The organism is Rhodanobacter sp. FW106-PBR-R2A-1-15 (assembly GCF_058789735.1).
Window position 1 is genome coordinate 47321 of record NZ_JBYTEM010000004.1, and the last position, 15501, is coordinate 62821.

The window sequence follows — 15501 nt, forward strand, 5'->3', positions numbered from 1 at the left end:
GTGACCTGCCATCGCCGCACCCTGGACGGCCGGCGCGACTTGCTCGCGCCGGCCGCTTCGTTCCCCGCGCGCTATCCCTGCCTGCTGGAAAGCGTGGTACACGGCACCGCGCAGTCGCGCTACGACATCCTGTTCGCATTCCCCCGCGAGCGGCTGAGCCTGCACGCCGCCGTCGGCCTGCGCGATGGCGACGGTAACTTGCGCGAAGGGCGTTTCCTCGATGCGCTGGATGCCGCCTGGCGGGCCGAACGGCGGCCGCCGGAGCACGATGGCCTGCCGTTCCACGGCGGCTGGGTGCTGCTGCTGACGTACGAACTGGCCGGCGAAATCGAGCCGACACTGGAACTGCTACCGCCATCGACGCTGCCGCTAGCGCTGGCCGTGCGCTGTCCCGCCGCGGCGATCGTCGACCACCTGCGCGACTGCACGATCCTGATCGCCGAGGCCGGCTGCGAATATCTGCTCGATACGCTGGAAGCCGATCTCACGGCCGTACCGGCGATGCCGCCGCTGCCGGCGCCGGTTGCCTGGGAAGAGGATGCGCCGCGACGGTTCCTCGACGGCGTGGCGCGCATCCACGAGCACCTGCATGCCGGCGACATCTTCCAGGTGAGTCTGTCGCGCGCCTGGCGCGCGCGCTATGCGCAGCCGCCCGTGCCGGCGTCGCTGTACGCGATGCTGCGCCAGGCCAACCCGGCGCCGTTCGCCGGCCTGCTGCAGCAGCAGGGCTGGGCGGTGGTCAGCTCTTCGCCGGAGCGGCTGGTCGAGGTGCGCGGCGGCGTGGCGCAGACCCGGCCGATCGCCGGTACGCGCCCGCGGCTGCCCGGCGACGACGAGCCGGCACGCATCCGTGAGCTGAGCGCGCACCCGAAGGAGCGCGCCGAGCACGTGATGCTGATCGACCTGGAACGCAACGACCTCGGCCGCGTCTGCGTGCCGGGCACGGTCGAAGTCGACGAGCTGATGACGGTGGAGAGTTACGCCCACGTTCACCACATCGTCTCCAATGTACGCGGACGTCTGCGCGCCGAGGTGACGCCCGGCGAGGTGATCGCCGCCACCTTTCCCGGCGGCACCATCACCGGCTGTCCCAAGGTGCGCTGCATGGAAATCATCGCTGCGCTGGAAGACGCGCCGCGCGGCGCCTACACCGGCGCGCTGGGCTATCTCGATCGCAACGGCGAGCTCGACTTGAACATCCTGATCCGCACCCTGACCCTGGCCGGCGACGAAGTCAGCCTGCGCGCGGGCGCCGGCATCGTGGCCGACTCGGTCGCCGCCAGCGAACTGGACGAGACCCGCGCCAAGGCGCGGGGCCTGCTGCGTGCGCTGGGAGTGCCGGACTGATGACGGCACGCATGCTGGTCGACGGCGTGGCATCGACGCAGGTGTCAGCGCTGGATCGCGGCCTGGCCTATGGCGACGGTCTGTTCGAGAGCATCCGTTTCGTCGGCGCGAATGCGCCGCTGTGGTCGCGGCACATGCAGCGGCTGGCCGAAGGCTGCGAGCGACTGTATATCCCGGCGCCCGATCCGGCGCAGCTGTGGCGCGAGGCGCTGGAGGTCAGCCGCGGCATGGCGTCATCGGTGCTGCGCATCACGATTACCCGCGGTGCCGGCGAGCGTGGCTACGGCCTGCCGGCGGCACCGCGACCGACCCGGGTGGTGGCTGCCTTCACGCCGCCGCCGGTCGCCGCCGAGGCCTATGTGCAAGGCGTGCGCATGCGCGTGTGCGACATCCGCCTGGCGCAGCAGCCGCTGCTGGCCGGCCTCAAGCACCTCAACCGGCTGGAGCAGGTGCTGGCGCGCGCCGAGTGGGACGACCCGGCAATTGCCGAGGGCGTGCTGCTCGATAGCCACGGGCGGGTGATTTCGGCGACCATGGCCAATCTGTTCGCGGTGATCGACGGCGAGTTGCTGACGCCGGTGCTGGATCGCTGCGGCGTGGCCGGGGTGGCCCGCGCCGAAGTGCTGGCGGCGTGCCCGCAGGTGCGGGTCGGCGAGCTGACGCTGGCAGCCTTGCGCGGCGCCGGCGAGGTGTTCCTGAGTTCGAGCGTGCGCGGCATCCTGCCGGTGCGTTCGCTGGATGATGGCAGCTATGCGCCGGGTGCAACGACGCGCCGCTTGCAGCAGCATTGGCGTGATCTGGGATTTTCGATGGAGCAGGGCGGATGAGCGACAAACCGGTGCGCAGGCGCGCATGGCCACGGCGACTGTTGCTGATCGCGCTGCTGCTGGCGGCCGGCGCGCTGGTCTATGGCTGGGTCGACTACGCCCGCTTCGGTTCCGCGCCGCTGAATGTGGCGGCGCAGGGCGACAGCATCGACATCGGCCGCGGCAGCAGCTTCAAGGGCATCGTGGGCGAATTGCGCCAGCGCGGATTCAGCACGGCCAACCCGTGGTACTGGCGGCTGCTGGCCGAGCAGATGCACGTGGCCGGCAAGCTGCATGCCGGCGAGTACGCGCTCGAGCCCGGCGTTACGCCACGCCAGCTGCTGGCGAACATGGCCGCTGGCCGGGTGCTGCAGCGCAATTTCACCATCGTCGACGGCTGGACCTTCGGCGAGTTGCGCCAGGCGCTGGCCCGGGCCGAGAAGCTGAACCACGACAGCGCCGCGCTGGACGATGCCGCGATCATGCAGAGGATCGGCGCCGGCGGCGAAGCGCCGGAAGGCCGCTTCCTGCCCGAGACCTACGCCTACGTGAAGGGCGACAGCGACCTGGACATCCTCCGCCGTGCGCATACGGCGATGGTGAAGACGCTCGACGAACTGTGGGCGGCGCGTGCGCCGGACCTGCCGCTGACCACGCCGTACGAGGCGCTGATCCTGGCCTCGATCGTGGAGAAGGAAACCGGCATTCCGGTGGAGCGCGCGCAGATCGCCGGCGTGTTCGTGCGACGGCTCGAAAACCACATGCTGCTGCAGACCGACCCCAGCGTGATCTACGGCATGGGCGTGAATTACGCCGGCAACATCCGCAAGAGCGACCTCACCACCGATACGCCGTACAACACCTATACCCGTGCCGGCCTGCCGCCGACGCCGATCGCGCTGCCGGGCAAGCCGGCGCTGGTGGCGGCTTTGCACCCGGCTGACGGCGACACGCTGTATTTCGTGGCCCGCGGCGACGGCGGGCACGTGTTCTCGCGCACGCTGGAGGAACACAATCGCAACGTCGACTGCTATCAGCGGAAGCGCTGCCGATGACCAGCCCGCGCGGAAGATTCATCAGCCTCGAAGGCGGCGAGGGCGCCGGCAAGAGCACCTTGCTGGCCGGCCTGCGCGAGTACATCGAACGGCGCGGCATTGCGCTGGTGCAGGCGCGCGAACCCGGCGGCACCGCGGTGGGCGAGGCGGTGCGTGCGATCGTGCTTGATCCGGCCCAGCGAGGGCTGGCCGCCGAGACCGAACTGCTGCTGATGTTCGCCTCGCGCGCACAGCTGGTGCGCGAAGTGATCGAACCGGCCTTGGCGGCCGGACAATGGGTGCTGTGCGACCGCTACACCGACGCCAGCTACGCCTACCAGGGTGGCGGCCGCGGCCAGCCGGCGGAGCGCATCGCGGAACTGGAGCGCTGGGCCTGCGCCGGCGTGAAACCCGACCTGACCCTGCTGCTCGACCTGCCGGTGGCGACCGGCCGCGCCCGCGTCGCCGGTCGCGGCCACGCCGACCGCATCGAGACCGAGGCGGATGCCTTCTTCGAACGTGTGCGCGCGACTTATCGCGAACGCGCCGCGGCCGAACCGGAGCGTTTTCGGGTGATCGACGCCAGCCAGTCGCCCGCGGCCGTCCTGCAGGCCGCGACGCAGGCGCTGGCGGCATTGCTTGGAGAATCACAGGCATGAACGGACTGCCCTGGCATGCCGAACACTGGGCGCGCCTGCAGGCGCGCCGCCAGCGCGACGCGCTGCCGCACGCCCTGCTGCTGTGCGGCGCCGCCGGCCTGGGCAAGCGCGCGTTCGCGCAGCGCTTCGTGCAGGGCCTGCTGTGTGCCGAGCCGGTGGACGGCGACGCCTGCGGGCATTGCCGCAGCTGCCTGCTGCTTGCCGCCGGTTCGCATCCGGACGTGGTCACGCTGAGCTTCGGTTTGCGCAAGGACGGCGTCCAGCGCAGCGAAATCGTGGTCGACCAGATCCGCGAACTGTCGGCACGGCTGGCCATGAGCAGCCAGTTCGGCGGCTGGCAGGTGGCGCTCATCGACCCGGCCGACGCGATGAACGCCGCGGCTGCCAATGCGCTGCTGAAGACGCTGGAGGAACCGGCCGCGCAGACCATGCTGATCCTGCTGGCCGATGCGCCGTGGCGGCTGCCGCAGACCATTCGCAGCCGCTGCCAGCGAATCGAATTCCAGCTGCCCGCCAGCGCCGACGCGCTGACCTGGCTGCAGGCCGAAGGTGTGCGCGATGCTCCGAACGCACTCGTCGCTGCCGGCGGCAATCCCGGCTTGGCCAGGATCTGGGCCGCGGAGGGTGCGCTGGAGCGCCGGCAGGAAGTGCGCAAGGACCTAGCCGCGCTGGCGGCCGGCCGCGGCCAGCCGACCGAGGTGGTCAAGCGCTGGCTGGACAGCGAGCCGGCGCAGCGGCTGTGGTTTGCCGCGCAGGCCAGTGCCGACGAGACCAAGGCGCGCTCGGCACAACGCGCGGGGCCGCTGGCCAGCACGCTGGACGTCGAGGCACTGGGCCACTGGTACGACGCGGCCAATCGCACCCGCGAGGGCTTGCGCGGCCCGCTGCGTGCCGACCTGCTGCTGCTGGAACTGCTGGCGCAGTGGCGATGAGCGGCAGCGGCGCCCGCTCGTCGCCGGCGCTGGCGCCAGCGAGCGGGGTACCAGTATTTTCGGCGCAGACCCGCCTGCTGGTGGTGGCGCCGCACCCGGATGACGAGACCATCGCGACCGGGTTGCTGATCCAGCAAGTGCGTGCGGCCGGCGGCGAGGTGCGGATCGTGCTGCTGACCGAAGGCGACAACAACCCCTGGCCGCAACGCTGGCTGGAGCGGCGCGTGCGCATCCGCGCCGCCGACCGCCAGCGCTGGGGGCGCCGCCGCCATATGGAGGTATTGCAGGCACTGGCCTGCCTGGGCGTGCCGGCGCCGGCGCTGCAATCGCTGGGCTGGGCGGATCTTGGTCTCACCGATACGTTGCTGCAGTCGCCCGGTCTGTCGGTGTCGGCGCTGGCGGCGGCGATCAGCCAGTTCGGCCCCAGCCTGGTGGTGGCGCCGGCACTGGCCGACCGTCACCCCGATCACGCCGCGGCGCATGTGCTGGTGCGCCTGGCGCTGGCGGAACAGGCCGAGCCGCCGCTGTTGCTGAACTATCTCGTGCATGGTCGCGGCGGTGACGGCGAAGGCTTCGAGGTGCACGGCACGGCGCCGCAGTTGGCATGCAAGCGCGTCGCACTGGCCGAGCATCGCAGCCAGATGGCGCTGAGCGGCAAACGCATGCTGCGCCTGGCTGGCCGCCCCGAGCGCCAGGCCGGGCTGTCGACGCCGCTGGGCGCGTTGCCATGGCGACCACCGTTCTGGCTGCGGCCATGGCTGCGACTCAGCGTGGTGGACCAGGCGGGAGCGCGCAGCTGGCGTTGGCGTGAGGCGCCACTGTGGCGCGACCGGGCCGGCGGCTTCCATCTTTCGACGCCAGCGGCGGCGAAGGGTCTGCCGTGTTTCGTGCGCCTGGCATTGACCTTGCGCTCGCCCTGGATCTTCGACCACTGGGGCTGGTGCGAGCTGTCTGCCGGCGCCGGTTCGGCGCCCACGCCGGCGGCTTGACCGCTCCGGCATCGGCCGCAGCGGGCCCGACCAGCGCTTCGTGCGCGGCCTCCATGGCGCTGGACGCTGCGTAATATTTCGCGACCGGAAACCGACATGACCGGCATCGTCGCGGACCCGATCGGCGAGTGCCGACCGCTGCGGCCATGGATGCGCGCAGGTGCGAGCTATGCGGAGCCATCGCGCAGGCTCTAAGATCGGCCATCGACCGGGGCGTTCGAACGTCCGGCAGGAGCCTCCCATGAAAGTCGTCGCAGCCCGGCAGGGCATCATCTCGCTGAAAATCAAGGATGCGGCCTCGCTGTACAACGCTTACATGCCGTTCCTCAAGCATGGCGGCCTGTTCGCGGCGACGGCGCAGTCGTATTCGCTGGGCGACGAGGTCGTGCTGCTGGTGACCCTGGCCGAGGAAACCGAGCGCCTGTCGGTGGTCGGCAAAGTGGTGTGGATCAGCCCGGTCGGCGCGCAGGGCAACCGCACCGCCGGCATCGGCATCCACTTCAACGAATCGGGCGATGCCGAGGCTGCCCGCAGTCGGATCGAGAACATCCTTGCCGGTACGCTCAACTCCGAGCGCCCCACCCACACCATGTGATGCCGTCGTCACTCCATTTGTGTAGGCAGTCGGGTGTTAATGCGTATCACATCGGTCGTCAAGGCTTGTTGTACCCATGCGCACTGATACAATGGCGAGATTCGCGGATCCATTTCGCGAGACATCGGATGCCTGCGCGCGGCGGCAGAGCCCGCAGGCATGGCTGGAAAGCCCATGGCTGTCTTGGCCTGCCGAATCGAAGTCGCCTGACCGTGCGTTGCTGGATGCAAATCCCCGCGGTCGCTGATGCGCCGCTGGCGCGGAGGTAAGTTGCATCGTGCTTGCCGAATACTGGCCTGTCCTGTTGTTCATCGGCGTTGCCGTCGGCCTTGGCGTGGCATTGCTGGTCATCGGCCTGCTGGCCGGTCCACGCCGCCCCGAGGCGGAAAAGCTTGCGCCTTACGAGTGCGGCTTCGAGGCATTCGAAGACGCCCGCATGCGCTTCGACGTGCGCTATTACCTGCTCGCCATCCTGTTCATCATCTTCGACCTGGAAATTGCCTTCCTGTTTCCGTGGGCGGTGGTGTTCAAGCAGATCGGCCTCGTCGCGTTGATCGAAATGGGCCTGTTCCTGCTGCTGCTGGTCGTCGGTTTCGCCTACGTGTGGAAGAAGGGAGCGCTCGAATGGGAGTGATCGATTCCATCAGCCGGGTGATGCACAACCCGGAGCCGCTGAACCTGGTCGACGACATCCTGCGGCCGGCCGGTGACAATCCCGTCGTGCAACGCGGCTTCGCCACCACCAGCGTCGATGCGCTGATGAACTGGGCGCGCACCGGCTCGATGTGGCCGGTGACCTTCGGCCTGGCCTGCTGCGCGGTGGAGATGATGCACGCCGGCGTGGCGCGGCTCGACCTCGACCGTTACGGCGTGATATTCCGCCCCAGCCCGCGCCAGTCCGACGTGATGATCGTGGCCGGCACCCTGGTCAACAAGATGGCGCCGGCGCTGCGCAAGGTCTACGACCAGATGCCCGAGCCGAAGTGGGTCATCTCGATGGGCAGCTGCGCCAACGGCGGCGGCTATTACCACTATTCCTATTCCGTGGTGCGCGGCTGCGACCGCATCGTGCCGGTGGACATCTACGTGCCGGGCTGCCCGCCCACGGCCGAAGCGCTGATCCACGGCATCCTGCAGTTGCAGAAGAAGATCCGCCGCACCAACACCATCGCGCGCTCTTGAGCGGCACATCCCTGAAGGCGCAGTCCATGACCGACACCCCAAAGACTTCGCTGGCTGGGCAGCTCACCGGGCGTTTCGGCGACACGCTGGCCATCAGCACCGTGCGCAACGAGACTGTCGCCGAGCTGGCCGCTGACGACCTAATTGCGGTAGCCACCGCGCTGCGCGACGAGCCGGCGTTCCGCTTCAGCGAACTGATCGACCTGTGTGGCATCGACTACCTCGGCTACGGCCAGACCGAGTGGGACACCAGGACCGTCTCCAGCACCGGTTTTTCGCGTGGCGTGAAAGGTCAGGCGCAGGGGCGTTTCGACTGGGCCGGCCGCCCGCGCGGTGAGCGTCAGCCGCGCCGCTTCGCGGCGGTAATCCAGCTGCTGTCGATCGAGCACAACCGCCGGCTGCGCCTGCGCGTGTTCTGCGAGGACGACAGCCTGCCGCTGGTGCCGTCGCTGACCGCGGTGTGGCCGGGCGTGAACTGGTTCGAGCGCGAGGTGTTCGACCTGTACGGCATCATCTTCGACGGCCATCCCGACCTGCGCCGTATCCTCACCGACTACGGTTTCGTCGGCCATCCGTTCCGCAAGGACTTCCCGCTGATCGGCAACGTCGAGGTGCGCTACGACCCCGAGCAGAAGCGGGTGATCTACGAGCCGGTGTCGATCGAGCCGCGCGTGCTGGTGCCGCGCACCATCCGCGACGATGCCGACCTGATGCAGGCCAAGGCCGAAGCCGCCGACCACTGGCGGGAGAACTGAGCATGCAGGAAATCCGCAACTACACGATGAACTTCGGCCCGCAGCATCCGGCCGCGCATGGCGTGCTGCGCCTGATCATGGAGATGGACGGCGAAACCATCGTGCGCATCGATCCGCACGTGGGCCTGCTCCATCGCGGTACCGAGAAGCTGGCCGAGTCCAAGCCGTTCAACCAGTCGATCGGCTACATGGACCGGCTCGACTACGTGTCGATGATGTGCAACGAGCACGCCTACGTGCGCGCGATCGAAACCCTGCTGGGCATCGAGGCGCCGGAACGCGCGCAGTACATCCGCACCATGTTCGACGAGATCACCCGCATCCTGAACCACCTGATGTGGATCGGCTCGAATGCGCTCGACCTGGGCGCGATGGCGGTGATGCTGTACGCGTTCCGCGAGCGCGAGGAGCTGATGGACGTCTACGAGGCGGTGTCGGGTGCGCGCATGCACGCCACGTACTACCGCCCGGGCGGCGTCTACCGCGACCTGCCGGCGCAGATGTCGCAGTACCGCGAGTCGCCGTGGCACAAGGGCGCCGACCTCAAGCGCATCAACAGCTGGCGCGAAGGCTCGATGCTCGACTTCCTCGACGCATTCACCGCTGACTTCCCATCGAAGGTGGATGAATACGAGGTGCTGCTCACCACCAACCGTATCTGGAAGCAGCGCACCGTCGGCATCGGCGTGGTCAGCCCGGAACTGGCCCAGCAGTGGGGCATGACCGGCGCGATGCTGCGTGGCTCGGGCGTCGAGTGGGATCTGCGCAAGAAGCAGCCCTACGCGAAGTACGCCGAGATGGATTTCGACATCCCGGTCGGCGTCAACGGCGACTGCTACGACCGCTATCTGGTGCGCGTGGAAGAGATGCGCCAGTCCAACCGCATCATCCGGCAGTGCGTGGAGTGGCTGCGCGCCAACCCGGGTCCGGTGATGGTGAAGAACTTCAAGGTGGCGCCGCCGTCGCGGGTCGAGATGAAGCAGGACATGGAAGCGCTCATCCACCACTTCAAGCTGTTCACCGAAGGCTACTGCGTGCCGGCCGGGGAAACCTACTGCGCGGTCGAGGCGCCCAAGGGCGAGTTCGGCTGTTACCTGGTTTCCGACGGCGCCAACAAGCCGTTCCGCGTGCATCTGCGCGCCCCGGGCTTCGCCCACCTGTCATCCATGGACACCGTCGTGCACGGCCACATGCTCGCCGACGTGGTGGCCATGATCGGTACCTACGACCTCGTGTTCGGCGAAGTGGATCGATGAACACGGGATTCGGGATACGGGAATCGGGATTCGATAGAGCAGCGTGCGGCGGCCCGGTGCTTCGAGCTTCGAATTCCATCATTCGTTACAGCCGCCAGACTCACACCGAATCGAGGTTCGCGAACGGCGGGACGGTTTCTTTACGAATCCCGAATCCCGTAACCCGAATCCCGGAGTTCAACGCATGAAAGCCACCGGACATTACGAGCAGGTCAGGAACGTCGATCCCCTCGTCGTACTCACCGAGCACACCCGCCAGCACATCGACCACTGGGTGGCCAAGTTTCCGCCCGACCGCAAGCGCTCGGCGCTGATCCAGGCGCTGTTCGGCGCGCAGGAGCAGAACAAGGGCTTCCTCACCGACGAGCTGATCGCCGCGGTGGCGAAGTACCTCGACCTGCCGGCGATCTGGGCGTACGAGGTGGCCAGCTTCTACTCGATGCTGGAGACCAAGCCGGTGGCCCGCAACAACGTGGCGATCTGCACCAACATCTCGTGTTGGCTCAACGGCGCCGATGACCTGGTGCGCCATTGCGAGGAGAAGCTGGGTATCAAGCTGGGCGAAAGCACGCCGGATGGTCGCGTCTACCTGAAGCAGGAAGAGGAATGCATCGCGGCCTGCGTCTACGCGCCGGCGATGACGGTGAACGGGCATTACCACGAGCACCTCACCATCGAGAAGCTCGATGCGATCCTCGATGGCCTGAGCATCGAAGGCCCCGCACACGCCCACGACGCCGAGGGGAAGCACTGATGGCCGTCGGACCCGCTCCGCAGGAACACCAGGTTGTCTACACCACGCTGCATTTCGACACGCCGTGGTCGATGGAAAGCTACGAGAAGGTCGATGGCTACAAGGCGTGGCGGAAGATCCTCGCCGAGAAGCCCGATCCGGCCTCGCTGGTCGAGGAGATCAAGAAATCCAGCCTGCGCGGTCGCGGCGGCGCGGGTTTCCCGACCGGCCTGAAGTGGTCCTTCATGCCGAAGGGCGACATGCAAAAATACATCCTGTGCAACTCGGACGAGTCCGAGCCGGGCACGGCCAAGGATCGCGACATCCTGCGCTACAACCCGCACGCGGTGGTCGAAGGTCTGGCCATCGCCTGCTATTGCACCGGTTCCACGGTGGCCTACAACTACCTGCGCGGTGAATTCCACCACGAGCCGTTCGAGCACTTCGAGGCGGCGCTGAAGGAGGCCTACGCGGCCGGCTTGCTGGGCAAGAACATCGGCGGCAGCGGCATCAACGTGGACATCTACGCCGCGCTGGGCGCCGGTGCCTACATCTGCGGCGAGGAAACCGCGCTGATGGAATCGCTGGAAGGCAAGAAGGGCTGGCCGCGCTTCAAGCCGCCGTTCCCGGCCAACTTCGGCCTGTACGGCAAGCCCACCACGATCAACAACACCGAGACCTACGCCTCGGTGCCGGCGATCCTGCGCAACGGCGCCGACTGGTTCCTCAACCTGGGCAAGCCGAACAACGGCGGCCCGAAGATCTTCTCGGTATCCGGCCACGTCAACCGCCCGGGCAATTTCGAGATCCGCCTGGGCACGCCGTTCGCGGACCTGCTGGAGATGGCCGGCGGCGTGCGCAACGGGCACAAGCTCAAGGCGGTGATCCCGGGCGGTACTTCGATGAAGGTGCTGCCGGCCGAGGTGATGATGGCCTGCACGATGGACTACGACTCGATCCAGAAGGCTGGTTCGGGCCTGGGCTCGGGTGCGGTGATCGTGATGGACGAGACCACCTGCATGGTGCGGGCCTGCGAGCGCATCAGCCAGTTCTACCACATGGAATCCTGCGGTCAGTGCACGCCGTGCCGCGAGGGCACTGGCTGGATGCATCGCGTGCTCACCCGCATCGTCGCCGGCAAGGGCGTGCCGGACGACCTGCATCGCCTGAAGGCGGTGGCCGGTCAGATCGAGGGTCACACCATCTGCGCGTTCGGCGAGGCGGCGGCATGGCCGGTGCAGGCCTTCCTGCACCACTACTGGCACGAATTCGAATACTACGTCGAGCATGGTCGCTCCATGGTCGACGACAAGCTTGGAGCCGCCGCATGAGCGCGCAGCCAACCCAGAACACCGCGCCGAACCTGGTCAACATCGAGGTCGACGGCAAGCCGATCCAGGTGCCCAAGGGCTCGATGATCATCGAGGCCACCGACAAGGCCGGCATTCCGATCCCGCGTTTCTGCTACCACCGCAAGCTGCCGGTCGCGGCGAGCTGCCGGCAGTGCCTGGTCGAGGTGGAGATGGGCGGGCGCCCCATGCCCAAGCCGCAGCCGGCCTGCGCCACGCCGGTGGCCGAAGGCATGAAGGTGCTCACCCGTTCGGACAAGGCGCTGCACGCGCAGCGCAACGTGATGGAGTTCCTGCTCATCAACCACCCGATGGACTGCCCGATCTGCGATCAGGGCGGCGAGTGCGAGCTGCAGGACATGGCGCTGGGTTACGGTCGCAGCGTGTCGCGCTTCACCGAGCGCAAACGCACCATCGCCGACGAGGACATCGGCCCGCTGGTCGCCACCGAGATGACGCGCTGCATCCACTGCACGCGCTGCGTGCGCTTCATCAGCGAGATCGCCGGCACCTACGAGTTCGGCAGCATGGATCGCGGCGACCGCCACGTGATCGGCACCTACATCGGCAAGAACGTCGAGAGTGAGCTGTCCGGCAACATCATCGACGTGTGCCCGGTGGGTGCGCTCACCAACAAGCCGTTTCAGTTCAAGGCGCGCGCCTGGGAGATGGTCGCCAAGCCGTCGATCGGCTACCACGACGCGCTGGGCTCCAACCTGTGGCTGCACACCCGCCGCGGCGAAGTGCTGCGCACGGTGCCGCGCGACAACGAGGCGGTCAACGAGTGCTGGCTGTCCGACCGCGACCGCTACAGCCATCAGGGCATGTATGCCGCCGACCGTGTCAGCGCTCCGGAAGTGAAGCGCAACGGCCAGTGGCAGGCGACCACCTGGGAAGACGCGCTGCAGTTCGCCGGCGAGGCATTGAAGAGGGTGCCTGGCAGCGAGCTCGGTATCCTGCTGCACCCGGCCACCTCGAACGAGGAAGGCGACCTGCTGATGCGGCTGGCCCGCGGCCTGGGCAGCGCGCACGTCGACCATCGCCTGCGCCAGCTCGACTTCGCCGACAACGCCGTGGCGCAGTCGTTCGCGTTGCCGGTGGCCGAGGTAGAACAGGTCCGGGCGGCGCTGCTGATCGGTTCCGACCTGCGCTATGAGGTGCCGCTGCTGAACCACCGCCTGCACCAGGCGACCAAGAAGGGCGCCAAGGTCTACGCGGTCAATCCGGCACACTTCGATTTCAACTACACGCTGGCCGGCGAGGCAGTGGTGGCGCCTCAGGCCATGGTCGATGCGCTGCTGGCGCTGGCCAAGGCTGCCGTGGCTGCCGGTGCGAATGCGCCGGCAGCACTGGCCGAGGCGATCGCGTCGGCGCAGAGCGATCAGGGCGACAGCGACGCGATCGCCGCACTGAAGTCGGGCAAGGCCGTGGTGATCCTCGGCGAAGCCGCAGTGACCCATCCGCAGGCATCCTGGCTGCGCGCGATCGCCCGTTTCATCGCCGACGCCACCGATGCCGGTTACGACGAACTGCCGGTCGGCGCGAATGCCGTCGGCCTGGCACAGCTCGGCGTGGTGCCGGGCAACGGCGGGCTGGATGCGCAGGCGATGCTGGCGCAACCGCGCAAGAGCTACCTGCTGTACGGCGTCGAGCCGCCGCACGATTTCGCCGATGGCGGTGCGGCCTTGCGGGCGCTGCATGGCGCGGACCAGGTGGTGGCGTTCAGCGCCTATGCCAGCCCTTCGCTGCGCGAGGTGGCCGACGTGATCCTGCCGATTGCGCTGCTGCCGGAGATCGACGCGACCCTGGTCAACGTCGACGGGCTGGCCCAGGGTGTGGCGGCTGGGGCGAAGGCGCCAGGCGAGGCGCGACCGGGCTGGAAGGTCCTGCGTGCCCTGGGCGGGGCGATGCAGTTGGCGGGTTTCGAGTTCGATGACATCGCCGGTTTGCGCGAAGGCATCAGCGCGCGCGCACAGGTGCCGCGCCAGGGCCTGTCGACGCGCGCCGCGCCCGCCGCGCTCACCCGGCTGGCCACCTGGCCGATCTACCGCCTCGATGCGGTGCTGCGCCGAGCCACGGCACTCAACGCCCACCCGCTCAATCGCGCGCCGGCGATCCGCCTCAACGAGGCCGAGGCCCGGCGGCAAGGCCTGGTCGCCGGCGCCCAGGCGACCATCGGCGCGGTGCAGTTGCCGGTGCTGGTCGACGCGGCCGTGCCCGACGGCGCCGTGTGGATCGAGGCAGCCCACGACCTTACCGCCACGCTGCCGCCGCACGGCGCAGCCATCACCTTGAGCAAGGCATAGGCATCATGGCTGATCAACTCATCAACCAGGTCGTGTGGCCGCTGATCTACATCCTGTGCATCGTGCTGCCGCTGGTGATCGCGGTGGCGATGTTCGTGTACTGGGAGCGCAAGGTCATCGGCTGGATGCACGTGCGCCTGGGGCCGAACAAGATCGGCCCCGGCGGCGTGCTGCAGGCCTTCGCCGACGTGGTGAAGCTGCTGATCAAGGAAGTGATCCTGCCGACCAAGGCCAGCCGCTTCCTGTATTTCCTGGCGCCGTTGATCGGGTTGGTCCCCGCGCTGGCGGCCTGGGCGGTGATCCCGTTCAGCGGCAAGATGGTGTTGTCCAACGCCAACGCGGGCATCCTCTACCTGCTGGCGATGACCTCGATGGGCGTCTACGGCATCATCATCGCCGGCTGGGCGTCCAACTCGCGCTATGCATTGCTGGGTGCCATGCGTTCGGCGGCCCAGGTGATCTCGTACGAACTGGCCATGGGTCTGTGCCTGGTCTGCGTGATGGTGCTGGCCGGCAGCCTCAACCTCAGCGAGATCGTCAACGCGCAGGCCGGCGGCAAGGGCCTGTTCGACTGGTTCTGGTTGCCGTTGCTGCCGGTCTTCGTAATCTATTTTGTCTCCGGCGTGGCCGAGACCAACCGCCTGCCGTTCGACATGGCCGAAGGTGAGTCGGAGATTGTCGCCGGCTTCCACGTGGAGTATTCCGGTTCGGCCTTCGCGCTGTTCTTCCTGGCCGAATACGCCAACATGATCCTGGTCAGCTTCCTGTCGGCGACCTTCTTCCTCGGCGGCTGGCTCAGCCCGCTGCAGGGCTGGATTTCCGCCGACGCGCCCGGCTGGATCAGCTGGCTGGGAGCCGGCAGCTTCGCCTGGCTGTTTATCAAGGCGTTCGTGATGTCGTTCTTCTTCCTGTGGTTCCGCGCCACGTTCCCGCGCTACCGCTACGACCAGATCATGCGCCTGGGCTGGAAGGTATTCATTCCCATTGGCATCGCCTGGGTGTTCGTCGCCGGCCTGTTGAAGTACTACGGCCTGGTCAGCACCGGGGTGGGAGCGTAAGCCATGAACGTGATAACCCGTTATCTCAAGAGTCTGATGCTGGCCGAGCTGGTTGCCGGCATGGGCGTGACGATCCGCTACATGTTCAAGCCCAAGTACACCATGCGCTACCCGATGGAGCACATTCCGAAGTCGAACCGCTTCCGCGGGCTGCATGCGCTGCGTCGCTATGCGAACGGCGAGGAGCGTTGCATCGCCTGCAAGCTGTGCGAGGCGGTCTGCCCGGCGCTGGCGATCACCATCGATTCGGCTCCGCGCGAATCCGACGGCCAGCGCCGCACCACGCGCTACGAGATCGACCTGTTCAAGTGCATCTACTGCGGTTTCTGCGAGGAGAGCTGCCCGGTCGACTCGATCGTCGAAACCTCGATCCACGAATACCACTTCGAGAATCGCGGCGAGAACGTGGTGGACAAGCAGAAGCTGCTTGCCATCGGCGATCGCTTCGAACAGCAGATCGCTGCGGATCGTGCCCAAGATGCGCCGTACCGCTGAGGCCC

At 67.7% G+C, this 15501-nt stretch carries 16 protein-coding genes; all 16 read left to right on the forward strand.

Annotated elements, in window-relative coordinates; all coding sequences use genetic code 11:
- The 16 genes from AC3WTD_RS03565 to nuoI all read left to right on the forward strand — a co-directional run bounded on the left by AC3WTD_RS03565 (window position 1) and on the right by nuoI (window position 15496).
- Window positions 1-1347, forward strand: coding sequence for an aminodeoxychorismate synthase component I (locus tag AC3WTD_RS03565; RefSeq protein WP_492612925.1), 1347 nt, complete (start codon window positions 1-3; stop codon window positions 1345-1347).
- The gene (gene pabC / locus AC3WTD_RS03570) at window positions 1347-2174 is read left to right on the forward strand and encodes an aminodeoxychorismate lyase (protein WP_492612926.1); all 828 of its coding nucleotides are present in this window, start codon (window positions 1347-1349) and stop codon (window positions 2172-2174) included. Before AC3WTD_RS03565 ends, pabC begins: the two co-directional genes overlap by 1 nt.
- Entirely contained in the window at window positions 2171-3208 is a 1038-nt protein-coding gene (gene mltG / locus AC3WTD_RS03575; RefSeq protein ID WP_492612927.1) for an endolytic transglycosylase MltG, read from the forward strand. The genes pabC and mltG overlap by 4 nt, the downstream gene beginning before the upstream one ends.
- Window positions 3205-3846: a dTMP kinase gene (tmk, locus tag AC3WTD_RS03580; protein ID WP_235642001.1), complete on the forward strand. Its 642-nt coding sequence runs from the start codon at window positions 3205-3207 to the stop codon at window positions 3844-3846. The genes mltG and tmk overlap by 4 nt, the downstream gene beginning before the upstream one ends.
- The gene (holB, locus tag AC3WTD_RS03585) at window positions 3843-4778 is read left to right on the forward strand and encodes a DNA polymerase III subunit delta' (protein WP_027492171.1); all 936 of its coding nucleotides are present in this window, start codon (window positions 3843-3845) and stop codon (window positions 4776-4778) included. Before tmk ends, holB begins: the two co-directional genes overlap by 4 nt.
- Window positions 4775-5767: a PIG-L deacetylase family protein gene (locus tag AC3WTD_RS03590; protein ID WP_185754607.1), complete on the forward strand. Its 993-nt coding sequence runs from the start codon at window positions 4775-4777 to the stop codon at window positions 5765-5767. Before holB ends, AC3WTD_RS03590 begins: the two co-directional genes overlap by 4 nt.
- Window positions 5768-6008: 241 nt before the next feature.
- Window positions 6009-6362, forward strand: coding sequence for a PilZ domain-containing protein (locus AC3WTD_RS03595; RefSeq protein WP_008435615.1), 354 nt, complete (start codon window positions 6009-6011; stop codon window positions 6360-6362).
- Between the two features lie 277 nt (window positions 6363-6639).
- The gene (locus AC3WTD_RS03600) at window positions 6640-6996 is read left to right on the forward strand and encodes an NADH-quinone oxidoreductase subunit A (protein ID WP_008435614.1); all 357 of its coding nucleotides are present in this window, start codon (window positions 6640-6642) and stop codon (window positions 6994-6996) included.
- Window positions 6987-7544, forward strand: a complete 558-nt coding sequence (locus tag AC3WTD_RS03605; RefSeq protein WP_027492172.1) for a NuoB/complex I 20 kDa subunit family protein — start codon at window positions 6987-6989, stop codon at window positions 7542-7544. Before AC3WTD_RS03600 ends, AC3WTD_RS03605 begins: the two co-directional genes overlap by 10 nt.
- A gap of 26 nt (window positions 7545-7570) precedes the next feature.
- A complete protein-coding gene (locus AC3WTD_RS03610) occupies window positions 7571-8299 on the forward strand; it encodes an NADH-quinone oxidoreductase subunit C (RefSeq protein ID WP_492612928.1) in 729 nt (242 codons plus the stop codon).
- Between the two features lie 2 nt (window positions 8300-8301).
- Window positions 8302-9555 carry an NADH-quinone oxidoreductase subunit D gene (locus tag AC3WTD_RS03615; RefSeq protein WP_027492173.1) on the forward strand — a complete coding sequence of 418 codons (1254 nt, stop codon included), beginning with the start codon at window positions 8302-8304 and terminating at the stop codon, window positions 9553-9555.
- A 184-nt stretch (window positions 9556-9739) separates the two neighbouring features.
- Window positions 9740-10309 (forward strand): NADH-quinone oxidoreductase subunit NuoE, encoded by a 570-nt coding sequence (gene nuoE / locus AC3WTD_RS03620; protein ID WP_027492174.1) that lies wholly within the window; start codon window positions 9740-9742, stop codon window positions 10307-10309.
- Window positions 10309-11619 (forward strand): NADH-quinone oxidoreductase subunit NuoF, encoded by a 1311-nt coding sequence (gene nuoF, locus AC3WTD_RS03625; protein ID WP_027492175.1) that lies wholly within the window; start codon window positions 10309-10311, stop codon window positions 11617-11619. The genes nuoE and nuoF overlap by 1 nt, the downstream gene beginning before the upstream one ends.
- Window positions 11616-13943, forward strand: coding sequence for an NADH-quinone oxidoreductase subunit NuoG (gene nuoG, locus AC3WTD_RS03630; protein ID WP_492612929.1), 2328 nt, complete (start codon window positions 11616-11618; stop codon window positions 13941-13943). Before nuoF ends, nuoG begins: the two co-directional genes overlap by 4 nt.
- A 5-nt stretch (window positions 13944-13948) precedes the next feature.
- Window positions 13949-15001, forward strand: a complete 1053-nt coding sequence (nuoH, locus tag AC3WTD_RS03635; protein WP_027492177.1) for an NADH-quinone oxidoreductase subunit NuoH — start codon at window positions 13949-13951, stop codon at window positions 14999-15001.
- A gap of 3 nt (window positions 15002-15004) precedes the next feature.
- The gene (gene nuoI / locus AC3WTD_RS03640; RefSeq protein ID WP_027492178.1) at window positions 15005-15496 is read left to right on the forward strand and encodes an NADH-quinone oxidoreductase subunit NuoI; all 492 of its coding nucleotides are present in this window, start codon (window positions 15005-15007) and stop codon (window positions 15494-15496) included.
- The last annotated feature ends 5 nt before the right edge of the window (window positions 15497-15501 follow it).